This window comes from Citrobacter sp. Cpo103, from assembly GCF_030332605.1.
Classification (GTDB): domain Bacteria; phylum Pseudomonadota; class Gammaproteobacteria; order Enterobacterales; family Enterobacteriaceae; genus Citrobacter; species Citrobacter portucalensis.
Window position 1 is genome coordinate 1,222,583 of the sequence record NZ_JAOWHO010000035.1, and the last position, 25,138, is coordinate 1,247,720.

The 25,138-nt window shown below is 51.8% G+C and carries 24 protein-coding genes and 1 other annotated feature; of the genes, 15 read left to right on the top strand and 9 right to left on the bottom strand.

Going from position 1 to position 25,138, the window contains the following annotated elements; translation table 11 throughout:
• Nucleotides 1-8: 8 nt before the first annotated feature.
• Nucleotides 9-1,250 (bottom strand): acyltransferase family protein, encoded by a 1,242-nt coding sequence (locus OGX89_RS22505; RefSeq protein WP_126956211.1) that lies wholly within the window; start codon nucleotides 1,248-1,250, stop codon nucleotides 9-11.
• A gap of 254 nt (nucleotides 1,251-1,504) precedes the next feature.
• Here OGX89_RS22505 and thrS point away from each other — a divergent pair, with 254 nt between their 5' ends.
• The 14 genes from thrS to selO all read left to right on the top strand — a co-directional run bounded on the left by thrS (nucleotide 1,505) and on the right by selO (nucleotide 14,286).
• Complete coding sequence (gene thrS, locus OGX89_RS22510) at nucleotides 1,505-3,433, top strand: threonine--tRNA ligase (RefSeq protein ID WP_003832572.1); 1,929 nt, start codon at nucleotides 1,505-1,507, stop codon at nucleotides 3,431-3,433.
• A 3-nt stretch (nucleotides 3,434-3,436) separates the two neighbouring features.
• Nucleotides 3,437-3,979, top strand: a complete 543-nt coding sequence (gene infC, locus OGX89_RS22515; protein WP_048997935.1) for a translation initiation factor IF-3 — start codon at nucleotides 3,437-3,439, stop codon at nucleotides 3,977-3,979.
• A gap of 96 nt (nucleotides 3,980-4,075) precedes the next feature.
• Nucleotides 4,076-4,273: a 50S ribosomal protein L35 gene (gene rpmI, locus OGX89_RS22520; RefSeq protein ID WP_003030583.1), complete on the top strand. Its 198-nt coding sequence runs from the start codon at nucleotides 4,076-4,078 to the stop codon at nucleotides 4,271-4,273.
• Between the two features lie 55 nt (nucleotides 4,274-4,328).
• Complete coding sequence (rplT, locus tag OGX89_RS22525; protein WP_003030578.1) at nucleotides 4,329-4,685, top strand: 50S ribosomal protein L20; 357 nt, start codon at nucleotides 4,329-4,331, stop codon at nucleotides 4,683-4,685.
• A gap of 120 nt (nucleotides 4,686-4,805) precedes the next feature.
• Nucleotides 4,806-4,930 (top strand) — a sequence feature (Phe leader region).
• Nucleotides 4,811-4,855, top strand: coding sequence for a pheST operon leader peptide PheM (pheM, locus tag OGX89_RS22530; protein ID WP_001386830.1), 45 nt, complete (start codon nucleotides 4,811-4,813; stop codon nucleotides 4,853-4,855). It overlaps the preceding feature by 45 nt.
• A gap of 124 nt (nucleotides 4,931-5,054) precedes the next feature.
• A complete protein-coding gene (pheS, locus tag OGX89_RS22535; protein WP_003832580.1) occupies nucleotides 5,055-6,038 on the top strand; it encodes a phenylalanine--tRNA ligase subunit alpha in 984 nt (327 codons plus the stop codon).
• Between the two features lie 15 nt (nucleotides 6,039-6,053).
• Nucleotides 6,054-8,441 (top strand): phenylalanine--tRNA ligase subunit beta, encoded by a 2,388-nt coding sequence (pheT, locus tag OGX89_RS22540; RefSeq protein WP_126956215.1) that lies wholly within the window; start codon nucleotides 6,054-6,056, stop codon nucleotides 8,439-8,441.
• A gap of 4 nt (nucleotides 8,442-8,445) precedes the next feature.
• Nucleotides 8,446-8,745 carry an integration host factor subunit alpha gene (gene ihfA / locus OGX89_RS22545; protein ID WP_003030571.1) on the top strand — a complete coding sequence of 100 codons (300 nt, stop codon included), beginning with the start codon at nucleotides 8,446-8,448 and terminating at the stop codon, nucleotides 8,743-8,745.
• A 121-nt stretch (nucleotides 8,746-8,866) separates the two neighbouring features.
• Complete coding sequence (btuC, locus tag OGX89_RS22550; RefSeq protein WP_003832584.1) at nucleotides 8,867-9,847, top strand: vitamin B12 ABC transporter permease BtuC; 981 nt, start codon at nucleotides 8,867-8,869, stop codon at nucleotides 9,845-9,847.
• Nucleotides 9,848-9,907: 60 nt separating this feature from the next.
• Nucleotides 9,908-10,459: a glutathione peroxidase gene (locus tag OGX89_RS22555; protein WP_003832585.1), complete on the top strand. Its 552-nt coding sequence runs from the start codon at nucleotides 9,908-9,910 to the stop codon at nucleotides 10,457-10,459.
• Nucleotides 10,459-11,208 (top strand): vitamin B12 ABC transporter ATP-binding protein BtuD, encoded by a 750-nt coding sequence (gene btuD, locus OGX89_RS22560; RefSeq protein ID WP_008784579.1) that lies wholly within the window; start codon nucleotides 10,459-10,461, stop codon nucleotides 11,206-11,208. The genes OGX89_RS22555 and btuD overlap by 1 nt, the downstream gene beginning before the upstream one ends.
• Before the next feature lie 77 nt (nucleotides 11,209-11,285).
• Nucleotides 11,286-11,750: an NlpC/P60 family protein gene (locus tag OGX89_RS22565; protein WP_003832591.1), complete on the top strand. Its 465-nt coding sequence runs from the start codon at nucleotides 11,286-11,288 to the stop codon at nucleotides 11,748-11,750.
• Between the two features lie 318 nt (nucleotides 11,751-12,068).
• Nucleotides 12,069-12,782 (top strand): EAL domain-containing protein, encoded by a 714-nt coding sequence (locus tag OGX89_RS22570; protein WP_063941497.1) that lies wholly within the window; start codon nucleotides 12,069-12,071, stop codon nucleotides 12,780-12,782.
• A 61-nt stretch (nucleotides 12,783-12,843) separates the two neighbouring features.
• The gene (selO, locus tag OGX89_RS22575) at nucleotides 12,844-14,286 is read left to right on the top strand and encodes a protein adenylyltransferase SelO (RefSeq protein ID WP_126956217.1); all 1,443 of its coding nucleotides are present in this window, start codon (nucleotides 12,844-12,846) and stop codon (nucleotides 14,284-14,286) included.
• On the opposite strand, the gene OGX89_RS22580 is transcribed toward selO, so the two are convergent.
• From OGX89_RS22580 to ppsR, 8 genes are all read right to left on the bottom strand, one after another.
• On the bottom strand, nucleotides 14,283-15,062 hold the full coding sequence (locus OGX89_RS22580) for a heme ABC transporter ATP-binding protein (protein WP_126956219.1): 780 nt from the start codon (nucleotides 15,060-15,062) through the stop codon (nucleotides 14,283-14,285). The genes selO and OGX89_RS22580 overlap by 4 nt on opposite strands.
• Nucleotides 15,055-16,047 (bottom strand): FecCD family ABC transporter permease, encoded by a 993-nt coding sequence (locus OGX89_RS22585; protein ID WP_126956221.1) that lies wholly within the window; start codon nucleotides 16,045-16,047, stop codon nucleotides 15,055-15,057. Before OGX89_RS22585 ends, OGX89_RS22580 begins: the two co-directional genes overlap by 8 nt.
• Nucleotides 16,047-16,868 (bottom strand): heme/hemin ABC transporter substrate-binding protein, encoded by an 822-nt coding sequence (locus tag OGX89_RS22590; RefSeq protein WP_126956223.1) that lies wholly within the window; start codon nucleotides 16,866-16,868, stop codon nucleotides 16,047-16,049. Before OGX89_RS22590 ends, OGX89_RS22585 begins: the two co-directional genes overlap by 1 nt.
• Nucleotides 16,865-17,896: a hematinate-forming heme oxygenase ChuS gene (gene chuS, locus OGX89_RS22595; protein WP_126956225.1), complete on the bottom strand. Its 1,032-nt coding sequence runs from the start codon at nucleotides 17,894-17,896 to the stop codon at nucleotides 16,865-16,867. The genes OGX89_RS22590 and chuS overlap by 4 nt, the downstream gene beginning before the upstream one ends.
• A gap of 47 nt (nucleotides 17,897-17,943) precedes the next feature.
• On the bottom strand, nucleotides 17,944-19,926 hold the full coding sequence (locus OGX89_RS22600; protein ID WP_126956227.1) for a TonB-dependent hemoglobin/transferrin/lactoferrin family receptor: 1,983 nt from the start codon (nucleotides 19,924-19,926) through the stop codon (nucleotides 17,944-17,946).
• Nucleotides 19,927-20,000: 74 nt separating this feature from the next.
• Nucleotides 20,001-20,189: a hemin uptake protein HemP gene (hemP, locus tag OGX89_RS22605; protein WP_063941503.1), complete on the bottom strand. Its 189-nt coding sequence runs from the start codon at nucleotides 20,187-20,189 to the stop codon at nucleotides 20,001-20,003.
• Nucleotides 20,190-20,359: 170 nt separating this feature from the next.
• Entirely contained in the window at nucleotides 20,360-21,406 is a 1,047-nt protein-coding gene (gene aroH / locus OGX89_RS22610; RefSeq protein WP_003832600.1) for a 3-deoxy-7-phosphoheptulonate synthase AroH, read from the bottom strand.
• A gap of 126 nt (nucleotides 21,407-21,532) precedes the next feature.
• Nucleotides 21,533-22,366: a posphoenolpyruvate synthetase regulatory kinase/phosphorylase PpsR gene (gene ppsR / locus OGX89_RS22615; RefSeq protein ID WP_003030553.1), complete on the bottom strand. Its 834-nt coding sequence runs from the start codon at nucleotides 22,364-22,366 to the stop codon at nucleotides 21,533-21,535.
• Between the two features lie 328 nt (nucleotides 22,367-22,694).
• On the opposite strand from ppsR, the gene ppsA reads away from it, so the two are divergent.
• Complete coding sequence (ppsA, locus tag OGX89_RS22620; RefSeq protein ID WP_003832604.1) at nucleotides 22,695-25,073, top strand: phosphoenolpyruvate synthase; 2,379 nt, start codon at nucleotides 22,695-22,697, stop codon at nucleotides 25,071-25,073.
• Nucleotides 25,074-25,138: the final 65 nt, after the last annotated feature.

Here is a 25,138-nt window from a genome sequence, read left to right on the forward strand (position 1 = left end):
GTTACTCTTTATTGAATTACTTCATTCATCTTTGTGAATTTCTTCCCGTATTCTATAAATCTTTTTTCAATTAAAATCCAACTAAGCGTTCCGGCAATAATAGAAATAAAAATAGACGCCACTTGATTGTAAATAATGTTATAATTTCCAATTGCACTTGCAACGATTTGCTGAACTGGAAATCCCCATAAATAAATGCCGTAAGATATATCATTTTTTACTTTTAGTGAAAGAAACAATGGTGTTGATGATAAATATAAAACACCATACATTAATGATATATAAAAAAGTAGTTTTGATAAACCACTATCCTGAGAAGAAAAGATAGCCGTAATTAACACTAGCATAAGGAGTGTAGTTGACTTTATTTCTATACTGTCTTTATTTATTCCGAATAAAACCCCAATTGAAAAACAAACTGGTAAATATTTAACTTCATCGTTTAATGCTGTCAGTTTTAATATGAAACCATCTAGAATGATCGGGTCTGCAATGATAAATAAACAAAATAGTGTAATGGCTGTTTTATTGTATTTAAATAGCACCATGGTTGCCATTAAAACTATGTAAGCCCCAACCTCATAAATAATAGTCCAAAGTGAACCATTGAATGTGTTAATGTTGTTTGTGCTGAAAACTCCAGGAAATGACCATGTAATATCTAACGTAAGGGATTTTAAAAGATATGGAATAAATGGAGTCTGAATCATAAATTCAGATGCGGATAATGTAGAAATACTTATCCCAATCAAATATCCTATAATTACTACAGTTGCAAATGCTGGCCATATTCTAAAAAATCTTGAAGAAACAAAATCGTTAATGTTTCTTTTTGAGAAAAAAGAGTTGGTTACTACCAGTCCGCTTACAAAAAAGAAAATTTTAACAGCCAATGACCCTGAGTAGTCAAATCCAATGAGTTGATGGATGATATCGTCTTTACCTACTTGCGGTGAAATTGCATATGCATGCCCATAAATAACCATGCATGCAGCAATTATTCTAACTAAGTCAAGGTTATTGTTATCTCGTTTTAGGTACGATGAAAGTAGCATCTTTTTTCCATTTCTAATAAAAAGTTTTTCTCGGTAAAAAACTACAAAACACAAATTAAGCGAACCATATGTGGCGATCATGCAAAGTTTAGCATCTGAACTGGCAACTATCGATACCTTATATCGGGATTGATGAGACAAAAACGGGACACACAAAGCTTTGCATCGGCTTGCAAGGCTTTGTGCTGCTCTCACTTAGTCGATCGCATCCATTGTTGCAAGACAATTTGAATCAATGTGAAACAGAGTGGTGCAATCACCACTTTTTTAGTGTTACCATCGTTTTGCCGGGTGAGGGACTGAGGATGTCAGTTTTTCATTTGTGTACCAGATTGTGTACCAATTTAGCGATTGTTGGTTAGATGGTTGCGCAACTTATTGTAAACAAATAAATTTTCTCTTTGTATGTGATCTTACGTGTGGGTCACCACTGCAAATAAGGATATAACATGCCTGTTATTACTCTTCCTGATGGCAGCCAACGCCATTACGACCACGCTGTAAGCCCCATGGATGTTGCGCTGGACATCGGTCCAGGTCTGGCGAAAGCCACTATTGCTGGCCGTGTTGACGGTGAGCTCGTAGATGCTTCCGATCTGATTGAGCATGATGCGAAGCTCTCCATCATTACCGCGAAGGATGAAGAAGGTCTGGAGATCATTCGTCACTCCTGTGCGCACTTGTTAGGGCACGCGATCAAACAACTCTGGCCGCACACCAAAATGGCGATCGGACCGGTTGTTGATAACGGTTTTTACTACGATATCGATCTTGACCGTACGTTAACCCAGGAAGATGTCGACGCGCTCGAGAAGCGGATGCACGAGCTCGCTGAGAAAAACTACGATGTCATTAAGAAGAAAGTCAGCTGGTACGAAGCGCGTGAAACCTTCGTGAAGCGTGGCGAGACCTATAAAGTCTCCATTCTTGATGAAAACATTGCCCATGATGACAAGCCTGGCTTGTACCATCATGAAGAATATGTCGATATGTGCCGTGGCCCGCACGTGCCGAACATGCGTTTCTGCCATCATTTCAAACTGATGAAGACTGCAGGGGCATACTGGCGTGGCGACAGCAATAACAAGATGCTGCAGCGTATTTATGGTACTGCATGGGCAGATAAAAAAGCCCTGAATGCCTACCTGCAACGTCTGGAAGAAGCGGCCAAACGCGATCACCGTAAAATCGGTAAACAGCTTGACCTGTATCATATGCAGGAAGAAGCACCGGGTATGGTGTTCTGGCACAACGATGGCTGGACTATCTTCCGTGAACTGGAAGTATTCGTTCGCTCAAAACTGAAAGAATACCAGTATCAGGAAGTGAAAGGTCCGTTCATGATGGACCGTGTGCTGTGGGAAAAAACAGGTCACTGGGACAACTACAAAGATGCAATGTTCACCACCTCTTCTGAGAACCGTGAATACTGCATTAAGCCAATGAACTGCCCAGGCCACGTGCAGATCTTTAATCAGGGTCTGAAATCCTATCGCGATCTGCCGCTGCGTATGGCTGAGTTTGGTAGCTGCCACCGTAATGAACCGTCAGGTGCGCTGCATGGCCTGATGCGTGTTCGTGGCTTCACTCAAGATGATGCACATATCTTCTGTACTGAAGAGCAGATTCGTGATGAAGTTAACGCGTGCATTCGTATGGTCTACGATATGTACAGCACCTTTGGCTTCGAGAAAATCGTCGTCAAACTGTCCACTCGCCCCGAAAAACGTATCGGTAGCGATGAAATGTGGGACCGTGCTGAAGCTGACCTGGCCGTTGCGCTGGAAGAAAACAACATCCCGTTTGAGTTCCAACTGGGTGAGGGCGCGTTCTACGGTCCGAAAATTGAATTTACCCTGTATGACTGCCTCGATCGTGCATGGCAGTGCGGTACTGTACAGCTGGACTTCTCCCTGCCGTCCCGTTTAAGCGCCTCTTACGTTGGCGAAAACAACGAGCGTCAGGTTCCGGTTATGATTCACCGTGCAATTCTTGGGTCGATGGAACGTTTCATCGGTATCCTGACCGAAGAGTTCGCTGGCTTCTTCCCGACCTGGCTCGCGCCGGTTCAGGTTGTGGTCATGAACATCACCGATTCTCAGTCTGAATACGTTAACGAATTAACGCAGAAACTACAAAATGCGGGTATTCGTGTAAAAGCAGACTTGAGAAATGAGAAGATTGGCTTTAAAATCCGCGAGCACACTTTACGTCGTGTCCCTTACATGTTGGTCTGTGGCGACAAAGAGGTAGAAGCAGGCAAAGTTGCCGTGCGCACCCGTCGTGGCAAAGACTTGGGCAGCCTGGACGTAAATGAAGTGATTGAGAAGCTGCAACAAGAGATTCGCAGCCGCAGTCTTCAACAACTGGAGGAATAAGGTATTAAAGGCGGAAAACGAGTTCAAACGGCACGTCCGAATCGTATCAATGGCGAGATTCGCGCCCTGGAAGTTCGCTTAACAGGTCTGGAAGGCGAAGCTTTGGGTATTGTGAGTCTGAGAGAAGCGATCGAAAAAGCTGAAGAAGCTGGAGTAGATTTAGTTGAAATCAGCCCTAACGCCGAACCGCCAGTTTGTCGTATTATGGACTACGGCAAGTTCCTTTATGAAAAGAGTAAGTCTTCTAAGGAACAGAAGAAAAAGCAAAAAGTTATCCAGGTTAAGGAAATTAAATTCCGTCCTGGCACCGACGATGGCGATTACCAGGTAAAACTCCGCAGCCTGGTACGCTTTCTGGAAGATGGCGATAAGGCTAAGATCACGCTGCGTTTTCGCGGTCGTGAGATGGCCCACCAACAGATCGGTATGGAAGTGCTCAACCGCGTCCGTGACGATCTGAGTGAACTGGCAGTAGTCGAATCCTTCCCTACGAAGATCGAAGGCCGCCAGATGATCATGGTGCTCGCTCCTAAGAAGAAACAGTAAGGCCTTCAAGTAGCAATGTCTGTGGAGCCTACGGGTTCCACAGCCGTTGTTCGCCTACGTTTCGTTTATTAACAATGCGAAGTGGAAGTTATTAAAATGCCAAAAATTAAGACCGTACGCGGTGCTGCTAAGCGTTTCAAAAAAACCGGTGGTGGTGGATTTAAGCGTAAGCACGCAAACCTGCGTCATATTCTGACCAAAAAATCTACTAAGCGTAAACGTCACCTGCGTCCAAAAGGCCTCGTGTCTAAAGGCGATCTGGGTCTGGTTATCGCGTGCCTGCCGTACGCATAAGCCGTTAACGTTTAATTCATTTTTTTACTAAGAATATAGATACAGGAGAGCACATATGGCTCGCGTAAAACGTGGTGTAGTTGCCCGTGCACGTCACAAGAAAATTTTGAAACAAGCTAAAGGCTACTACGGTGCGCGTTCTCGCGTATACCGCGTTGCCTTCCAGGCTGTTATCAAAGCTGGTCAGTACGCTTATCGTGACCGTCGTCAGAAAAAGCGTCAGTTCCGTCAACTGTGGATTGCGCGTATCAACGCAGCAGCACGTCAGAACGGTATTTCTTACAGCAAATTCATCAACGGCCTGAAAAAAGCCTCTGTTGAAATCGACCGTAAGATCCTGGCTGACATCGCAGTATTCGACAAAGTAGCGTTCACCGCTCTGGTCGAAAAAGCGAAAGCAGCTCTGGCATAAGCCGGTGAAAAGAGGGAGCCTGGCTCCCTCTCTTTTATTTGTAGAGCAATCAATTAGTTGACAATTTATCCGTAAGCCTTTTCAATAAAGGTTGTCCGGTTTTTACCACACAAGGTAACGCAAGCATGAATGCTGCTATTTTCCGCTTCTTCTTTTACTTTAGCACCTGAACTCAGGAGGCTTGCGCGTGAAAGAAGAAACGGAAAACAGCGCCTAAAAGCCTCCCTGGTGGAGGCTTTTTTTATACGCGTCATCCTTCAAGTTGTCTCTATATTGGCTGCATTCGCTCTTTGGCCGCGTTGATACAACTTGAATGATTTTGCGTATATACGAGCGACTAGTGAATATCGCAACATAACGAGGAAAACCATGTCACATCTCGCAGAGCTGGTTGCCAGTGCAACGGCCGCCATTAACCAGGCTTCAGATGTTGCCGCGTTAGACAATGTCCGCGTCGAATATTTGGGCAAGAAAGGGCACTTGACCCTTCAGATGACAACCCTGCGCGAACTGCCGCCAGAAGAGCGCCCGGCAGCAGGTGCGGTGATTAACGAAGCTAAAGAGCAGGTACAGCAAGCGCTGAACGCACGTAAGGCCGAATTAGAAAGCGCTGCACTGAATGCTCGTCTGGCTGAAGAAACGATCGATATCTCCCTTCCTGGGCGTCGTATCGAAAACGGCGGTCTGCATCCTGTAACGCGTACAATCGACAGGATTGAAAGTTTCTTCGGTGAGCTGGGCTTTACCGTGGCGACCGGTCCGGAAATCGAAGATGACTATCATAACTTCGATGCGCTCAACATTCCTGGCCATCACCCGGCGCGCGCTGACCACGACACTTTCTGGTTTGACGCGACGCGTCTGCTGCGCACGCAGACTTCCGGCGTGCAGATCCGCACCATGAAAGAAAAACAGCCGCCGATCCGTATTATCGCCCCGGGCCGCGTATATCGTAACGATTACGATCAGACTCACACCCCAATGTTCCACCAGATGGAAGGGCTGATTGTTGATACCAACATCAACTTCACCAACCTGAAAGGCACGCTGCACGATTTCCTGCGCAACTTCTTTGAAGAAGACCTGCAGGTACGTTTCCGTCCTTCCTACTTCCCGTTTACTGAACCATCTGCGGAAGTTGACGTGATGGGCAAAAACGGCAAATGGCTGGAAGTGCTGGGCTGCGGGATGGTTCACCCGAACGTGTTGCGTAATGTTGGCATCGATCCGGAAATCTATTCCGGCTTTGCATTCGGTATGGGTATGGAGCGTCTGACCATGCTGCGTTACGGCGTTACCGATCTGCGTTCTTTCTTCGAAAACGATCTGCGTTTCCTCAAACAGTTTAAATAAAGGCAGGATAAAACAATGAAATTCAGTGAACTGTGGTTACGCGAATGGGTAAATCCGGCGATTGATAGCGATGCGCTGTCAAACCAAATCACGATGGCGGGTCTGGAAGTTGACGGTGTGGAACCTGTTTCCGGCGCGTTTAACGGCGTTGTGGTAGGTGAAGTGGTTGAATGCGGCCAACACCCTAACGCTGACAAACTGCGTGTCACCAAAGTGAATGTAGGCGGCGACCGCCTGCTGGATATCGTCTGCGGTGCGCCAAACTGCCGTCAGGGGTTGAAAGTGGCTGTGGCAACCGTTGGTGCCGTTCTGCCGGGCGATTTCAAAATTAAAGCCGCGAAACTGCGCGGTGAACCATCTGAAGGCATGCTGTGTTCGTTCTCCGAGCTGGGTATTTCCGACGATCATAACGGGATTATCGAACTGCCTGCCGATGCGCCAATTGGCACCGATATCCGTGAATACCTGAAGCTTGACGACAACACCATCGAAATCAGCGTCACGCCGAACCGCGCCGACTGCTTAGGCATCATCGGTGTAGCGCGTGACGTTGCTGTACTGAACAAAGCCCCGCTGGTTGAGCCGGAAATCGCGCCAGTAGCCGCGACTATTAGCGACGTCCTGCCGATTCAGGTCGAAGCCGTGGAAGCCTGCCCACGCTATCTGGGGCGCGTGGTAAAAGGCATCAATGTTAAAGCGCCGACCCCGCTGTGGATGAAAGAAAAACTGCGCCGTTGCGGTATTCGTTCTATCGATGCCGTGGTCGACGTGACTAACTATGTGCTGCTCGAACTGGGCCAGCCGATGCACGCATTCGACAAGGACCGCATTGAAGGCGGAATTGTTGTCCGTATGGCAAAAGAAGGTGAGACCCTGGTATTGCTGGATGGAAGCGAAGCGAAGCTGAATGCAGATACGCTGGTGATTGCGGACCACAACAAAGCGCTGGCGATGGGCGGCATCTTTGGTGGCGAACATTCCGGCGTGAACGATGAAACACAAAACGTCCTGCTGGAATGTGCATTCTTCAGCCCGCTGTCTATTACCGGTCGCGCGCGTCGTCACGGCCTGCACACCGATGCATCTCACCGCTATGAGCGTGGTGTCGATCCTGCGCTGCAACATAAGGCCATGGAACGTGCAACGCGCCTGCTGATTGATATCTGCGGCGGTGAAGCGGGCCCAGTCATTGACGTGACGAACGAAGCCACGCTGCCAAAACGCGCAACCATTACGCTTCGTCGTAGCAAACTGGATCGTCTGATCGGACACCATATTGCCGATGAGCAGGTGAGCGATATTCTGCGTCGTCTGGGTTGTGACGTGTCGGAAGGGCAGGATGAGTGGAAAGCGGTCGCGCCGAGCTGGCGTTTCGATATGGAAATCGAAGAAGACCTGGTCGAAGAAGTCGCCCGCGTATACGGTTATGACAATATCCCGAACACGCCGATTCAGGCGGGTCTTATCATGGGTACGCATCGTGAAGCGGATTTGTCGCTGAAACGTGTAAAAACCATGCTGAATGACAAAGGCTATCAGGAAGTCATTACCTATAGTTTCGTCGACCCGAAAGTCCAGTCGCTGCTGCACCCGGGTGAAGAAGCGCTGCTGCTGCCAAGCCCAATCTCTATTGATATGTCGGCAATGCGTTTGTCCCTGTGGACCGGCTTGCTGTCTACGGTAGTGTATAACCAGAATCGTCAGCAGAACCGCGTACGTATTTTCGAAACGGGTTTACGTTTCGTGCCAGATACGCAGGCCAACCTCGGGATCCGTCAGGATCTGATGCTGGCTGGCGTGATCTGCGGTAACCGTCATGATGAGCACTGGAATCTGGCAAAAGAGACCGTTGATTTCTATGATCTGAAAGGCGATCTGGAAGCAGTTCTCGACCTGACCGGAAAACTGGGGGACATTCAGTTCAAAGCTGAAGCGAATCCAGCACTGCATCCGGGTCAGTCTGCGGCGATTTATCTGAAAGGTGAACGTATTGGTTTCATTGGGGTTGTTCATCCTGAACTGGAACGTAAACTGGATCTGAACGGTCGCACTTTGGTGTTTGAACTGGAGTGGAATAAGCTCGCAGACCGCGTGGTGCCTCAGGCGCGTGAAGTTTCTCGCTTCCCAGCGAACCGTCGCGATATCGCAGTCGTTGTGGCAGAAAACGTTCCCGCTGCGGATATTTTATCCGAGTGTAAGAAAGTTGGCGTAAATCAGGTAGTTGGCGTAAACTTATTTGACGTGTACCGCGGTAAGGGTGTTGCGGAGGGCTATAAGAGCCTCGCTATCAGCCTGATCCTTCAGGATACCAGCCGTACACTTGAAGAAGAGGAGATTGCCGCTACCGTCGCCAAATGTGTAGAGGCATTAAAAGAGCGATTCCAGGCATCATTGAGGGATTGAACCTATGGCGCTTACAAAAGCTGAAATGTCAGAATATCTGTTTGATAAGCTTGGGCTTAGCAAGCGGGATGCCAAAGAACTGGTCGAGCTGTTTTTCGAAGAGATCCGTCGTGCTCTGGAAAATGGTGAGCAGGTAAAACTCTCTGGTTTTGGTAACTTCGATCTGCGTGATAAGAATCAACGTCCGGGCCGTAACCCGAAAACGGGCGAAGATATTCCCATTACAGCACGGCGCGTGGTGACCTTCAGACCCGGACAGAAGTTAAAAAGCCGGGTTGAAAACGCAACGCCCAAAGAAGAGTGATTTAACGATACGCAGAGTATGACGCGTATAACTAAAAAGGCCGCTATGCGGCCTTTTTCCTTTTCACTACCGAATCAGCACCGTAGAATCACCTCCATCTCTTTTCAGCAGAATGGAAAACATGCTGACTTTCGCCCATCAACAGCAGCGTCGAAACGTACGCTGGATACTGTCACTGTCAGTACTTATGCTACTGGCAACGATTCTAAGCTTGTGCGCAGGAGAACAATGGATCGCTCCCGGCGACTGGTTCAGCGCCCGCGGCGATCTGTTCGTCTGGCAAATTCGACTTCCCCGTACTCTTGCCGTTTTGCTGGTAGGCGCTGCATTGGCCTTATCTGGCGCAGTGATGCAAGCTCTGTTTGAAAACCCGCTCGCAGAGCCTGGATTACTGGGCGTATCTAACGGCGCGGGAGTCGGGCTTATCGCGGCGGTGCTGCTGGGGCAGGGGCAACTCCCCGGCTGGGCGTTGGGCCTTTGCGCCATTGCCGGGGCGCTGATTATCACGCTTATTTTGCTACGTTTCGCCCGTCGACATCTGTCTACCAGCCGTCTGCTGCTGGCGGGGGTGGCGCTGGGGATAATCTGTAGCGCGCTGATGACATGGGCTATCTACTTCTCTACCTCGTTTGACTTACGACAGCTGATGTACTGGATGATGGGGGGCTTCGGTGGCGTAGACTGGCATCAGGCTTGGCTCATGGTGGCGTTGATTCCGGTACTGGTGTGGATCTGCTGTCAGTCGCAGCCGATGAATATGCTGGCGTTAGGAGAGACTTCTGCGCGTCAGCTGGGACTGCCATTATGGTTCTGGCGCAACCTGCTGGTGGTTGCCACAGGCTGGATGGTTGGCGTGAGCGTGGCTCTGGCAGGGGCGATTGGTTTTATTGGGCTTGTGATCCCGCATATTTTGCGACTGTGCGGCCTCACCGATCACCGTGTTTTACTGCCAGGTTGTGCGTTGGCTGGCGCAATCGCATTATTGTTTGCTGATGTTGTCGCGCGTTTGGTGCTGGCCTCGGCTGAGTTACCTATCGGCGTGGTAACGGCCACTATGGGTGCGCCGGTATTTATCTGGCTATTGTTAAAAGCCGCGCGCTAGAACGCGTTGGTTCGGTCTATGATTAAAAACTGAAAATCCACCTGTTGTTCTGGAGATGCTATGCAAAACACTATCCTCGATACAGAAGTGACGACCATCGACGGCGAGGTTACCTCACTGCAGCCGTATTCCGGGAATGTGCTGTTAATCGTCAACGTTGCTTCAAAATGTGGGCTGACGCCGCAGTACGAGCAACTGGAGAATCTGCAGAAAGCCTGGCACCAACAGGGCTTCAGCGTTCTTGGTTTCCCTTGCAATCAGTTTCTGGGCCAGGAGCCGGGCAGCGAAGAGGAAATAAAAACGTACTGCAGTACCACATGGGGCGTAACTTTCCCGATGTTCAGCAAAATTGACGTCAACGGCGAGGGACGCCATCCGCTGTATCAGAAGCTGATTGATGCCGCGCCAACGGCCGTTGCGCCTGCGGACAGTGGGTTCTACGAGCGAATGGCGAGCAAAGGTCGTGCGCCGCTCTACCCGGACGATATCCTGTGGAATTTCGAGAAGTTTTTAGTGGGTCGCGATGGAAAAGTGCTGCAACGATTCTCACCGGATATGACGCCTGAGGATCCCATCCTGGTGCAAACCATCAAGCAGGCGCTGGCAAACTAATGTCTCGATTGATGCAGCTACAGGACGTCGCGGAATCGACCCGTCTCGGCCCGCTTTCTGGTGAGATAAAAGCAGGAGAGATCTTGCATTTAGTGGGACCAAACGGTGCCGGAAAAAGTACGCTGTTGGCGCGTATGGCGGGTCTGACAAACGGAGAGGGCAGTATCACTTTTGGTGATATGCCGTTGGAGGAATGGCCGGCCGCCAGGCTGGCGCAATATCGCGCCTATCTTGCGCAACAGCAAAATCCGCCGTTTGCCATGCCGGTCTGGCATTTTCTGACGCTGCATCAACCCGACAAAGCACGCACCGATCTGTTACAGGAGATCGCTGATGCGCTCGGTCTGGGAGATAAACTGGGGCGCGGCGTGAACCAACTCTCCGGCGGTGAGTGGCAGCGTGTGCGCCTGGCTGCGGTTATCCTGCAGATTTGCCCACAAGCGAATCCATTAGGTCAGCTTTTACTGCTGGATGAGCCGATGAACAGTCTGGACGTCGCGCAACAAAACGCACTGGACCGACTGTTGAGTCAGCTGTGTTTGCAGGGCATAGCGATTGTGATGAGTAGCCATGACCTTAATCACACCTTACGCCATGCGCATAAAGCCTGGCTACTCAAACGCGGGAAACTGCTTGCCAGTGGTTCACGAGATGCGGTACTGACGCCGGCCAATCTGTCTGCGGCCTATGGCGTCAACTTCCGACGTTTGGATATTGAAGGGCACAGAATGCTCATATCAACCACTTAAGTGAAATGGGTTCTTGAAAATCATATAATTTCCACGCTAAATTGGCATAAAAATAAAATTCAGAGGATTCGTACTGAATGCGCTTTTGGCTCCTTTTCATCACAGCATTGTTTTTGGCGGGCTGCAGCAGCCATCGTGCGCCTGCGCCAAATGCCCGCTTGTCGGATTCTATTGCCGTTATCGCCGGTCTTAATGATCAGCTCCAAACCTGGCATGGCACACCCTATCGTTATGGCGGTATGAGTCGTAGTGGGGTGGATTGTTCTGGATTTGTTTTGATGACGATGCGCGATAAATTCGACCTGCAACTTCCGCGCGATACGCGTACGCAATCAAAGATTGGTACCGAAATTGATAAAGATGATTTGCTGCCAGGCGATCTGGTTTTCTTTAAAACCGGGTCTGGGGAAAGCGGTCTGCATGTTGGTATTTACGATACCAATAATCAGTTTATTCATGCTTCAACCAGCCGTGGCGTGATGCGCTCGTCTCTGGATAACGTTTACTGGCGTAAAAACTTTTGGCAGGCACGACGTATTTAATCCCCCGTAACTCCGAGGCTGCCATCGAGTGCGCAGCCTTAACATCACCATTTGAAAGTTAACTTTTATTTCTGCTTTTGGTTAGACAATACCCCTGAACATTAAGAGCGTATCTTGCTAAAAATATGATTTATTCCGAGATATTAAAAAGTGCAAAGCTGGATATTCGCTTATAATCAGGATAAGCTAAAAAAAAGGATTCGATTTACCGGCTAAAAAGGGAAAAATGAAAGGGCCTCTACTTGCATCAGCAGTAACGTATTTCTCCATCCTTTGCTACAGGATGCCGGATAACACCCATGCAGCGGGGCTGGCACGATGATTGTTTCACTGGATAATCTTTACCATTCTGAGTTCTCTTTTCTTCCTGCGAGAAGCGAAAAAGGCGATCTTGAATTCGTCGATATCATCACCAGTTTCGCCAGTGCGCATGGGGATGTGCGTATACCCACCGAGCTGGTCCTACCTCGGATGTCAGACGACGAACAATGTCGTTTATTTGTAGAAAAACTAGAATTAATCGAAACGTGCCAACATTTCTTTATTCAGCGAAAAGTATCCGCCTGGATTAATTTAACGCCAGCAGTTGCTAATACTTTATTATCAGATACTGAACTTGCTTCACAAGTTGAACGATTTTCATTTCTGGAGCTGACTATTAATGAAAGCTATCCGGAGTTAAACAAAGGTAAAGATAATCCAATATTGGCCGCACTTGCTGCGCGATTTCCATTAGTCCTGACAAACTATGGTTCTGGTGGTATATCAACCCGGGCAATTTTTGACGGCCTGTTCAAACGCGTCGTGCTGGATAAAAACTTTGTTCAACAAAGGATTGCACATATTTCGTTTGAACCGTTTATGCGGGCTATTCTGGCGCAACTATCGCCCAGCTGTGAGTCAATAATCATTAGCGGAATTGATACACAAGAGATGCTGGAGCGCGTCTTGCCTGTGGGATTCAGTGCCATGCAGGGAGGATTGTGGCCTGCGGTGCCTCCTGCGCAGATAATTTCGCTCGCTAAGATATAACCCTTTTATTTGCTGGTGTTTAACAGGCTATTAACAGTCTACACTAGAGGCAGGAGGCCCTATGACCCTGTCTTTTACCACTCGCTGGCGTGATGAACTACCAGCAACCTATACCGCGCTTTCACCCACCCCTCTGAAAAACGCGCGCCTTATCTGGCATAACGATGCGCTGGCGGAGCAATTAGCAATTCCTGCGGCGCTATTTGATATTCCGACTGGTGCAGGCGTTTGGGGAGGCGAATCGTTGCTTCCCGGGATGTCGCCTTTAGCCCAGGTTTATAGTGGGCATCAGTTCGGCGTCTGGGCTGGTCAGCTTGGCGACGGACGTGGGATCCTGCTGGGCGAACAACAGCTCGCGGATGGTTCAACGTTTGACTGGCACCTGAAAGGCGCCGGACTCACGCCGTATTCCCGCATGGGTGATGGGCGTGCCGTGCTGCGCTCGACCATTCGTGAAAGCCTGGCCAGTGAAGCGATGCATTACCTGGGAATACCGACCACGCGGGCATTGTCGATTGTCACCAGCGACACGCCGGTTTATCGCGAAACGGTCGAAGCGGGGGCGATGCTCATTCGCGTGGCGCAAAGCCATATGCGGTTTGGCCATTTTGAGCATTTTTACTATCGCCGAGAGCCGGAAAAAGTGCGCCAGTTGGCTGACTTTGCGATTCGCCATTACTGGCCGCAATGGCAGGAAGAAGCCGATAAGTATCAGCTGTGGTTTAACGATGTTGTCACGCGTACTGCGACGTTAATCGCTGACTGGCAGGCGGTAGGATTTGCACATGGTGTTATGAACACGGACAACATGTCGATTCTGGGTCTGACGATGGATTACGGTCCATTCGGTTTTCTTGATGATTACGTGCCCGATTATATCTGCAACCACTCTGACAACCAGGGGCGATACAGTTTCGATAATCAACCGGCCGCCGCGTTGTGGAACCTGCAACGTCTGGCGCAAACCCTGTCGCCATTTATCCCGGTCAAGGCGCTCAATGATGCGCTGGACAGTTACCAGCTGGCGCTGTTAACTCGCTACGGTCAGCGGATGCGGCAAAAGCTCGGCTTCTTTAGCGAGCAGAAAGACGATAACGAACTGCTTAGCGAACTGTTTAGCCTGATGGCGCGAGAAAGAAGCGACTATACGCGAACGTTTCGCATGCTCAGCGAAACGGAGCAGCACAGTGCGCAATCTCCGTTGCGCGATGAGTTTATCGACCGCGCAGCATTTGACGACTGGTTCACGCGGTATCGCTCGCGCCTTCAGCAAGACAATATTGCCGATGCAGTCAGACAAACACAGATGAAGGCGGCAAATCCGGCGATGGTATTACGTAACTGGCTGGCGCAACGGGCGATTAGTCAGGCAGAGCAGGGGGATTACGCTGAACTGCATCGGTTGCACCAGGCGTTGCGTACCCCGTTTGCCGATCGTGATGATGACTATGCCAGCCGTCCACCTGACTGGGGCAAACGGCTGGAAGTGAGTTGTTCAAGCTAAGGGGCCAGAAATACCTGCGGGGAGGCGTTGGCCGGATGCTGGCCAACGTGTACCTGAGCACCGTACCAGCGCTTCAGATCATCGGCCTGTAACACAGTTTCCGGTGTTCCCTGCGACACCAGCCTGCCGTTGTGCAGCAGCACTATTCTGTCTGCCCACAGTGCGGCGAGGTTCAAATCGTGAAGCACAATGCACACATGCAGCCCACCCGAAGCGGTTAGCGTTTTTAGCATGCGCAACAAATGCTGCTGGTGGTAAAGATCCAGCGCGGAGGTCGGTTCATCAAGGAATAACCAACCGCGAGGCGCACCGTCGCACCAGAGTTGCGCCAGCGCACGGGCTAACTGCACTCGCTGTTGCTCGCCGCCGGAAAGCGCGGCGTATTGCCGGCCTGCCAGAGGCGTACATCCGGTCATCTCCATTACCTGTGCAATAAGCCCAGGTTCCGGTCGTTGGCTCCAGGGCGCGCGCCCCATCGCGATGACGGCCTCTACCGGCCAGTCAAACCCCAACTGTGTTTGCTGACGCATCACCGCCCGGTGTCGTGACAGCTTCTGGGTAGGCCACTCCTCCAGCGGTTTGCCCGACAGCACGCAGCGCCCGGTAGCCGGTTTCAGAAAACCGGTCAGCAAGCGTAGCAGAGTGGATTTCCCCGCACCGTTTGGGCCGATCAGCGCCACCAGTTCACCTTTTGTAAGGGCGAGCGATACGTCGTCAATCACTGGTCTGCCAGCTACGTGATAGTGAAGCCCTTCAGCGATGAAATGTTCAGCCATGCGCTCCTCGCTGACGAAAAATAAGCCATAAAAACCACGGTGCGCCGAGAAGACTGGTCAACAGACCGACCGGCATCTCCGCAGGCGCAACCGCCGTACGGGCCAGAGTGTCGGCAATCAGCAATAAAAACGCGCCCGCCAGCACGGAACCCGGAATAACGGCCCGATGGTCTGAGCCGAGCCACATACGTATTAAATGTGGGATGACCAACCCGATAAAGCCAATCACGCCGCTTACCGCCACGGCTGAGGCAACCAGTAATGCGCTACAAAGCAGCAAAATACGCTGGATTGTACGCACATCAACGCCGAGATAATGCGCCTCTTCCTCACCCAGCTGCAGAAGATTCAGCGCCGGAGCAAGTCGCCAGATGATCAGCACTGTCGGGATTGTCAGTGAAGTGACAGCCAACAGTGTGGACCACTGCGCGGCCCCCAGACTTCCCATTCCCCATAGCGACAGCTGGCGCAGTTGCGCATCATTACTGACCCACGACAAAACGCCAACCGCCGCCCCACAGAGCGCGTTAATGGCAATGCCGACCAGCAGCAGGCGTGATAGTGAACCGTCGCGCTGTTGGCTAAGGATAAAAATCACTACGGTTGCCGCCAGCGCGCCAAAAAAAGCGGCCAGCATTGGAGCATACAACATCAGCAGCGCGGGCAAGGAGACAGGCAGCACCACCCACAGGGCCACAGCGCAGGCGGCACCACTGCTTATTCCCAGTAATCCAGGGTCTGCAAGTGGATTGCGAAACAGCCCCTGCATCACGCAGCCAGCGAGCGCCAGAGAGCCGCCAATCACCAGCGCAAGCAGGACGCGGGGCAGACGAATCGTGAGCCAGATTTGACGCAGTGCCTCATCGCCATCACGCCAGAGCAGACTTACCGGCAGGCGCAACGCGCCAAAACCGGTAGCCAGAACCGTCATTACAACCAGCATCAATGCCAACATCCACAACGAACAGGTGATCCGCCGGGACATCAGGGCAATTGCTCCGCTTTAGCTCGAAGCTGCAAAATAGCCTGTGGCGTGCGAACGCTGAAGCCCAACAGCGCCATATCGTCAACCTGCAATACCTGTTTATTCCTGCCGGCAGGTGTTTGCGCAAGTCCCGGTAGCGCCCACAGGTTTGCCTCGCCACCCATCGCCTTAACACCTTCTTGTGAAATCACTACCAGATCGGGCTGGCTGGCAATGACGCCTTCTTGTGACAGCTGCTGATAGCGATTAACGCCCTGCATCGCGTTGCGTAGACCTGCGGCACGAATCGCCGCATCGGCTCCGGTTTGCTGGCCCGCCGCCATCGCTGTCATCCCGCCATGATTGAGAATAAACAGCACACGTTTATTAAGTTCAGATGACGGGAGCGTCGCCAGTTCCTGACGTAACGTTGCGCGCAGCGTTTCGCCGTCGGCCTCCCGATGAGTAGCCTCGGCGATAACCCGAACTTTTTCATCAATCGCGTTAAGATCGTTGCTTGCCGGGATCGTGACAACCCTGACATTGCTCTGCTCGATCTGTTTTAACACCAGAGAAGGCTGCGCCTGCGCGCTGGCAAGGACCAGCGTAGGGCGTGTGGCAAGGATCCCTTCGGCGTTGAGCTGGCGCAAATAACCAACATCAGGTAACGCGGTTGCCGCAGCAGGCCACTGGCTGGTGCTGTCTCTCGCCACAAGGGAGGGTTGTGCTCCCAGTGCGTATACGATCTCGGTGACATCGCCACCGAGGGCAACAACTCGCTCCTCAGGCGCAGCAAGTGCGGCGAAGGGCAGCAGCGCGATCAGGGCCAGCAGTTTTTTCATGCGGCCAGTCCTTTTGGCGTTAGCGCGTCAATCTGTGTGCGCCATTGCGTCTGTTCCGGCTCGCCTTCCGTACGTTGACCATACAGTTGTGCGATTTGCGTACCGTCGGCAGCAAACAGTTCCAGACTGGTGACGTGACCATCGGCGGTCGGTTTGCGCGTCACCCACGTTTCGGCCACGCTCTCTTCCAGCAGATGCAGGGTAAAGGTTGGGTTGAAGATGTTCAGCCAGCCTTTCATCGGTACCAGTTTTTCAATCACACCGGTAAAAATCTGTACACAGCCGCGATTACCCACAAAAACCATAATTTCGTTGCCATCCTGACGCGCGGTATCGAGTAACTGCGCCAGTGCACTATTAGAAACCTTACAGGCCAGATCGTCGCCAACCAGATTAAACGCCTGTTGGCGGGTGAGATCGTGGCGTTTCAGCAGACCGAAGAACTGGTGGACATCGGTCATTGCTCGCCACTCTTGATCAACGGTCTGTGCGTCGACCGTGACGGTGGCAGGCGCAGAATTGTTGGCAGGTTGCAGCACCAGCGGCGGGTTTTCTGCAAAGATGAAACGGGTCAGCAACGCCGCCCATTCCTCAACGAGGGTATTTGGCGTGGTATAGACCTTCAGCAGCGCATCTCCCTGATGGTCGAAGAACTGAATGCTCTGACGCTCACCATGGGCGGTTGTTTCGCTGATATGAAAGGTGCTGGCCCACTGATTCAGGAACAGACGCAGATCGAGGGCGCGCGGATTGAGAACCAGCCCAGCATGGCCGTTGAGGTGCTGATTGGTAAAAGCACCCACCTGCTCATGTACTGCGTATTCATTGCGGCAAATACATTTGGTTTCGCCCACTGTTTCCAGTGCGCTGAGAATTTCACGCACTTCGCCACGTAAGCGCCAGGCGTCGTGACCGACACGTGCAAAGGTCAGTTCGGCTTCGCTAATATTCATCAACCCCGCAATATCACGTGCGTATTTGCCAGGATTTTCTTTCTTCAGTTCCAGCCAGCGTGTGTAATGATTCATTGTCTCTTCCTTCCAGATTGCGGCCCCGGCGAACCGGGGAAAAGTGATTACCACTGATAACTCACGAAAATTTTGCCATTACGACCATCCTGCGGAATGCCTTGCGGCGACCAGTACTCTTTGTCGAAGGCGTTGCCCAGTACCAGCGTGGTGGTCATGCCTTTCAGCGCTTGTTGGCCCTGATAGCTCACGTAGAAATCGTTTACCGCATAGCCAGGCTGTTTAGTGTAGCTGTTGCTGATATGCGTGGAACGGTCAGCAAATGTCCCTATCCAGCCGACAGAGAAACCGCTGTGCGCAACCGGCACATTCAGTTTGCTGGTGACGGTATCCGGGTTAATGCTGGAAATGTATTCACCTGTGTCAGTATCTTTTCCGCGTGTGCGGTTATAGGCCATGTCGAGGCTGAACAGGTCGGTGGAATATTTCGCCATCACGTCCCACCCCCAGATTTTGGCGTTGGGTACGTTATAGGACGTGGTTGTCGCAGCGGCGAAATCGACGCTGGTGGAGATGTAATCTTTCGCTTTGGTGTCGAAATAGCTGGCTTTAAATTCGAGCGCGTCGCTCGCCATCAGCAGATCGTCAAAGCGCAGGCCAAATCCGGATTCCTGTGTTTCGTTGGTTTCCGGGCGCAGGTTAGGGTTAGGTACCCAGTAGTTGGTGTAAAAACGACCAATCGAGAAGTGTTTCGCATCGTTATACATCTCGCCCATAGTCGGGGCACGGAAAGCCTGAGCGTATGAACCGAACAGCATCAGCCAGTCAGTTGGCGCAACTGTTAATCCGGCGCGGGATGACCATTTGTCGGCATCGACATCTTCATAGCCGTCGCTGCTGCCGCGATAAGAGTCATAACGGGTACCGCCCAGCAGCGTAATCGGCAGGTCGCGCAGGGTGATTTCATCCTGTAGCCAGCCGGAGCTGAAATCGATCTTTGCCTCCGGGAAGCCAGTTGTTGCTCCTCCAGGCTGTTGTTCCTGACGATAGTATTCACCGCCGTAGGTCAACAGGTGAGATGCAAAAGAGTCGGTAAACAGGCGGCTGCGGTTGTCGATCTTCCCGCCTTTGGTGGTTTGCTTGCGAAATTCGCTAGTGTTATCTGCATTCTGAGCATTAATGCGCGCTTCGGACCAGTAGATACGGGCGTCAGCGTTCAGCCAGTCATTGTCCGCCGGAGCGAGCGAGTAGGTCAGTTGCGCATCACGCTGGATCGTTGAACGGTTGGTCATCGGGTTGCTGGCATCCGCCGTGCTGGTCTGCGGGTTTTTAGGTTCCCGGGCGTCATTGTTGTAGTAACGCAGCGAACCGGCCAGCGTCTGGGCGCTGTTAATTTTCCAGCTACCTTTCGCCAGCATATTGTTAATTGCTTCGTCATTCGGCGCAGTAGTACCGTCACTCTGGCGTAAATCACCGCGATCGCGGCTGGACCAGGCAAGCAGTCCGTCCAGCGTATCGGTACGGCCATACGTGCTGGCGCCCATGCCGAGACTGTGATCGCCGGTCGCCGCGGTACCGAACACGCGATAACCGCTGTTTTGCCCGACTTCCAGTAGATCTTTGGCATCTGCAGTGTCATAGGCGATCACGCCGCCTAGCGCGCCGCTACCGTACAGTAGTGCGGAAGGACCACGCACGACTTCGATGCGTTTGATAAGCGCCGGGTCGAGGAAGGTACTGTTCAGGTGTCCGGTGTCGGTTCCCTGGCGAACGCCGTCAACCAGCACCAGAACGCCGCGTCGATCGTACCCGCGCAGATTCACGTCCTGGCCGTTGGTACGGCCCGTACCGTCAAGGGTCAGGCCTGGAACCCTACGTAACAGGTCGGCAGCTGAGCTGGCGGTTTGGTTTTCTGGGGCGGTGGCGTCAATGACGCTGACCATCATCGGTGCTTCAAAGGCGCTACGGGCATTGCCGGTGGCGGTAACGGTCATATCCTCGGCCGCCGCATAGGCGACGGCGGGCAGGTTACTGACAATCGCAAGCGCCAACAGCGATGGGCGCAGGGAAGCGGTGTGCAGGTAAGGCATAGCAACTCTCCATTAGGAAATCGAAAAGCGCTGGCTGCCTGGGTATGACCTGGGTGGCTGGCGAAATGTGTTGTTTATTTAGTCAGAATGAGTTTTCCGGCTTGGGTCTGGCGCAGCAGGTAGTGCTGACCATCATGTTCTATGATCACGCGTCCTTCGTTACCCAGCAGGGTTTTACTGTCAATTCGTCGGTCGTGTGGCGCGACGGAAGGCGGTGTTTTGTCTTTTGCTGGCGTTGCCGTTGTGTTATCCATACGTGACATAGTGTTTAAAAATAACAATCAATGTAACAATGATAATCATTATCATCAAACTGCAAATTTGCGGCAAGCGTTTTTGTGAAATAATTGTGACGAGAACGTTTTTTGCACAACAATCAAGGGAAAAACAAGGGATTAGCGCCGGGCAAAGTGATATTGCCCGGCGAACAGCATTAAAAACGGCTATCAACTGCAGAGGCGAGTTTTTCAACCAACAGTTCAGTATCTTCCCAGTTCAGGCATGGGTCGGTAATGGACTGACCGTAAACCAGCGGCTGGCCGCTAACGATTTTTTGCGTGCCTTCACGCAGGAAACTCTCCGCCATGATCCCGGCTATTGCCGTTGAACCGTTACGAATTTGCTGGCACACGTCATCACAAACCTCCAACTGACGGCGATGCTGCTTCTGGCAATTACCGTGGCTAAAATCGACCACCAGATGCTCAGGCAGAGAAAATTCGTGCAGGGTATCGCAGGCGGCAGCAATATCTTCAGCATAATAATTCGGCTTTTTACCGCCGCGCATGATGATATGCCCGTAAGGGTTACCGCTGGTCTGATAAATGGTCATCTGGCCAGTTTTATCCGGCGAGAGGAACATGTGACTGGCGCGGGAGGCGCGAATCGCATCGACGGCGATGCGCGTGTTGCCATCCGTTCCGTTCTTAAAGCCGACCGGGCAGGAGAGCGCGGAGGCCATTTCACGATGGATCTGACTTTCGGTGGTGCGCGCGCCAATAGCTCCCCAACTGATTAAATCGGCAATAAACTGGCCGGTCACCATGTCGAGGAATTCAGTCGCCGTGGGGACGCCCAGTTCGTTGACCTGCAACAGCAGTTTTCGCGCCAGTTCAATACCGTGGTTTACACGATAACTGCCGTTCAAATCCGGGTCGGAAATCAGGCCTTTCCAGCCTACGACGGTGCGTGGTTTTTCAAAATAGGTACGCATCACGATTTCCAGACGCGCCTGGTGCTTAGTGCGCAGCGCCTGTAATCGTGTCGCGTATTCCATCGCGGCATCAAGATCGTGAATCGAGCAGGGACCTACGATCACCAGTAAACGGGGGTCTTCACCATTTAAAATTTTTTCTATCCGACGTCGGGAGTCCGTAACATGACGGGCGACGGAGGACGAAACAGGATGCCGTTGCGCAAGCTCTGCTGGAGTGACCAAGTTGTCAATACGCGCAGTACGGAGTTCATCGGTTCTGTTCATTACTTGTCTCAGAAATTTGTTGCTTCAACGGCAGGACTACCGGGAAGTGATGTACATCACAATATCACACTCATCCTGCCTGGTGGCGAGCATAATAACAAAAAATCGAACCAATGCACTAGCATTCTAGTACATGCGGCGATTTAGTCCCATGATATCGAGGATCTTGGTAGCAATCTCTTCTACCGAATAATTGGTACTGTTCAGCCAGGGGATCTGGTTTTTCCGGTACAGCGCTTCTACCTCAGCGACTTCCATACGGCACTGACGCAGCGAGGCGTAACGACTGTTCTCACGACGCTCTTCGCGGATGGCTGCCAGGCGCTCAGGGTCGATGGTCAGGCCGAATAATTTATGCTGCAACGGCTTAAGGGATGCTGGCAGCACCAGATTATCCATATCATCGGCAATAAAGGGGTAGTTGGCCGCGCGGATACCAAACTGCATGGCCAGATAAAGACTGGTCGGCGTTTTGCCGCAACGGGAAACGCCGAGCAGGATCACCTGCGCCTGATCGAGGTTGCGCAACGAAATACCGTCGTCGTGGGCGAGGGTGTAGTCAATGGCGGCGATGCGCGCGTCGTACTTGTTGAGGTTACCGGGATTCAGACCGTGCGTGCGATGGGCGATAGGCGTAGGGTCGAGTTTCATCTCGTGTTGCAGTGGGGCAACCAGCGCCTGCACGATATCCTGACAAAATCCTTCGCTTTGCAGAATGATCGAGCGAATTTCCGGCAGGACGATGGAGTAAAACACCAAAGGGCGCACACCAGTTTGTTGATAGATCGCGTCAATCTGGTCTTTAACCGCGCGCGCACGACTCTCATTTTCCACAAACGGCAGCGTAATACTGCTGATCGTGACAGGAAATTGCGACATCACCGCGTGACCCAATACCTCGGCGGTGATGGCCGTACCATCAGAAATATAAAATACGTGACGATCAACAGCATTATCCATTTTGCTCATCCTGGGGCAGATATAATTCTCTGAAAGCATAAATTAAAATTTGCCAGAAGCGAATATTGCTGCATCTATTTTATAAAATGAAACGGTATTTTTATATTTACTGAAAAGTACATTTCATTTTTCGGAACAAATGTTTATACCGGTCGTTTTTGTGGTGATCCCGTGTGGTTCGCGGGTTTGCGCAAATGCGGAAACAATCTGAAAAAATAAAAAATAAAGTTGCTTGAACGATTCACCGTTTTTTTCGACGGAGTAAATATGCCAAGATAATTACGCAAAATTGAGTTTCCTAACCTCGTTCATATATAAGGATTGTTCGATGTCCAACAATGGCTCGTCACCGCTGGTGCTTTGGTATAACCAACTCGGCATGAATGATGTAGACAGAGTTGGAGGCAAAAATGCCTCCCTGGGTGAAATGATTACTAACCTTTCAGGTATGGGTGTTTCCGTACCGAATGGTTTTGCAACGACCGCCGATGCGTTTAACCAGTTTCTGGACCAGAGCGGTGTAAACCAGCGCATTTATGAGCTGCTGGATAAAACGGATATCGACGATGTCACCGAGCTTGCGAAAGCCGGGGCGCAGATCCGCCAGTGGATTATCGACACTCCTTTCCAGCCAGAGCTGGAAAATGCCGTCCGCGATGCCTACGCGCAGCTGTCAGCGGACGATGCCAATGCCTCTTTTGCCGTGCGTTCTTCCGCTACCGCAGAAGATATGCCAGATGCGTCATTTGCCGGTCAGCAGGAAACCTTCCTCAACGTCCAGGGATTTGATGCCGTACTGGTTGCCATCAAACACGTATTTGCCTCGCTGTTTAACGACCGCGCGATCTCTTATCGTGTTCACCAGGGCTATGACCACCGTGGCGTAGCGCTCTCTGCTGGCGTTCAGCGGATGGTGCGTTCTGACCTCGCATCCTCAGGCGTAATGTTCTCCATCGATACCGAATCCGGTTTCGACCAGGTCGTCTTTATTACGTCTGCCTGGGGTCTGGGCGAAATGGTCGTGCAGGGCGCCGTTAACCCGGATGAATTCTACGTGCACAAACCGACCCTGGCGGCTAACCGTCCGGCGATCGTCCGTCGCACAATGGGTTCGAAAAAAATCCGCATGATTTACGCGCCGACCCAGGAACACGGTAAGCAGGTGACCATTGAAGATGTCCCGCAGGAACAACGTGACATTTTCTCCCTGACTAACGAAGAAGTGCAGGAACTGGCGAAGCAGGCGGTACAAATCGAGAAGCACTACGGTCGTCCAATGGACATCGAATGGGCGAAAGACGGTCATACCGGCAAGCTGTTCATTGTTCAGGCGCGTCCGGAAACCGTGCGTTCTCGCGGCCAGGTGATGGAGCGTTATACGCTGCATGCTCAGGGTAAAATTATTGCTGAAGGTCGCGCCATCGGCCACCGCATTGGCGCGGGTCCGGTCAAAGTCATTCATGACATCAGCGAAATGAACCGTATCGAACCAGGTGACGTACTGGTTACCGACATGACCGACCCGGACTGGGAACCGATCATGAAGAAAGCAGCAGCAATTGTCACTAACCGTGGCGGCCGTACCTGTCACGCGGCGATTATTGCCCGTGAACTGGGGATCCCGGCCGTGGTGGGCTGTGGTGATGCGACCGAGCGCATGAAAGACGGTGAGAAGGTAACCGTCTCCTGTGCCGAAGGTGACACCGGTTATGTCTACGCTGACATGCTCGACTTTAGCGTGAAGAGTTCCAGCGTGGAGACCATGCCGGATCTGCCGTTGAAGGTGATGATGAACGTCGGTAACCCGGATCGGGCTTTCGACTTCGCCTGTCTGCCAAATGAAGGCGTCGGCCTGGCGCGTCTGGAATTTATCATCAACCGTATGATTGGCGTGCACCCGCGTGCGTTGCTGGAGTTTGATGACCAAACGCCTGAGCTGCAAAATGAAATCCGCGCCATGATGAAAGGTTTCGATTCTCCGCGTGAATTCTACGTAGGTCGTCTGACGGAAGGGATCGCGACGCTGGGTGCGGCGTTTTATCCAAAACGCGTCATCGTGCGTATGTCGGACTTTAAGTCCAACGAATATGCCAACCTGGTCGGCGGTGAGCGTTATGAACCGCATGAAGAGAACCCGATGCTGGGCTTCCGTGGGGCGGGCCGTTATGTTGCCGATAGCTTCCGCGACTGCTTTGCGCTGGAATGCGACGCAGTAAAACGTGTCCGTAACGACATGGGCCTGACTAACGTTGAAGTGATGGTACCGTTTGTACGTACCGTTGCTCAGGCGAAAGCGGTGGTGGAAGAGCTGGCACGCCAGGGGCTGAAACGCGGCGAGAACGGACTGAAGATCATCATGATGTGTGAGATCCCGTCTAACGCCTTGCTGGCCGAGCAGTTCCTCGAGTACTTCGACGGCTTCTCCATCGGCTCAAACGACATGACGCAGTTAGCGCTGGGTCTGGATCGTGACTCTGGTGTGGTTTCTGAACTGTTTGATGAGCGTAACGACGCGGTGAAAGCACTGCTGTCGATGGCGATTCGTGCAGCCAAGAAACAGGGTAAATACGTGGGTATTTGCGGCCAGGGACCTTCTGACCACGAAGACTTCGCGGCCTGGCTGATGGAAGAGGGGATCGACAGCCTGTCGCTGAACCCGGACACCGTCGTACAAACCTGGCTGAGTCTGGCTGAACTGAACAAGTAATATCATGCCTTATCCGGCCTATTCAACGTAGGCCGGATAAGATGCGTTAGCATCGCCATCCGGCG

Bases quoted from the DNA above. Each gene is read 5' to 3' on its own strand.
- thrS (WP_003832572.1), top strand. From the start codon at position 1,505: ATGCCTGTTATTACTCTTCCTGATGGCAGCCAACGCCATTACGACCAC.
- rpmI (WP_003030583.1), top strand. From the start codon at position 4,076: ATGCCAAAAATTAAGACCGTACGCGGTGCTGCTAAGCGTTTCAAAAAA.
- rplT (WP_003030578.1), top strand. From the start codon at position 4,329: ATGGCTCGCGTAAAACGTGGTGTAGTTGCCCGTGCACGTCACAAGAAA.
- pheS (WP_003832580.1), top strand. From the start codon at position 5,055: ATGTCACATCTCGCAGAGCTGGTTGCCAGTGCAACGGCCGCCATTAAC.
- pheT (WP_126956215.1), top strand. From the start codon at position 6,054: ATGAAATTCAGTGAACTGTGGTTACGCGAATGGGTAAATCCGGCGATT.
- ihfA (WP_003030571.1), top strand. From the start codon at position 8,446: ATGGCGCTTACAAAAGCTGAAATGTCAGAATATCTGTTTGATAAGCTT.
- btuC (WP_003832584.1), top strand. From the start codon at position 8,867: ATGCTGACTTTCGCCCATCAACAGCAGCGTCGAAACGTACGCTGGATA.
- OGX89_RS22555 (WP_003832585.1), top strand. From the start codon at position 9,908: ATGCAAAACACTATCCTCGATACAGAAGTGACGACCATCGACGGCGAG.
- btuD (WP_008784579.1), top strand. From the start codon at position 10,459: ATGTCTCGATTGATGCAGCTACAGGACGTCGCGGAATCGACCCGTCTC.
- OGX89_RS22565 (WP_003832591.1), top strand. From the start codon at position 11,286: ATGCGCTTTTGGCTCCTTTTCATCACAGCATTGTTTTTGGCGGGCTGC.
- OGX89_RS22570 (WP_063941497.1), top strand. From the start codon at position 12,069: ATGATTGTTTCACTGGATAATCTTTACCATTCTGAGTTCTCTTTTCTT.
- selO (WP_126956217.1), top strand. From the start codon at position 12,844: ATGACCCTGTCTTTTACCACTCGCTGGCGTGATGAACTACCAGCAACC.
- OGX89_RS22580 (WP_126956219.1), bottom strand. From the start codon at position 15,062: ATGGCTGAACATTTCATCGCTGAAGGGCTTCACTATCACGTAGCTGGC.
- OGX89_RS22585 (WP_126956221.1), bottom strand. From the start codon at position 16,047: ATGTCCCGGCGGATCACCTGTTCGTTGTGGATGTTGGCATTGATGCTG.
- OGX89_RS22590 (WP_126956223.1), bottom strand. From the start codon at position 16,868: ATGAAAAAACTGCTGGCCCTGATCGCGCTGCTGCCCTTCGCCGCACTT.
- chuS (WP_126956225.1), bottom strand. From the start codon at position 17,896: ATGAATCATTACACACGCTGGCTGGAACTGAAGAAAGAAAATCCTGGC.
- OGX89_RS22600 (WP_126956227.1), bottom strand. From the start codon at position 19,926: ATGCCTTACCTGCACACCGCTTCCCTGCGCCCATCGCTGTTGGCGCTT.
- hemP (WP_063941503.1), bottom strand. From the start codon at position 20,189: ATGTCACGTATGGATAACACAACGGCAACGCCAGCAAAAGACAAAACA.
- aroH (WP_003832600.1), bottom strand. From the start codon at position 21,406: ATGAACAGAACCGATGAACTCCGTACTGCGCGTATTGACAACTTGGTC.
- ppsR (WP_003030553.1), bottom strand. From the start codon at position 22,366: ATGGATAATGCTGTTGATCGTCACGTATTTTATATTTCTGATGGTACG.
- ppsA (WP_003832604.1), top strand. From the start codon at position 22,695: ATGTCCAACAATGGCTCGTCACCGCTGGTGCTTTGGTATAACCAACTC.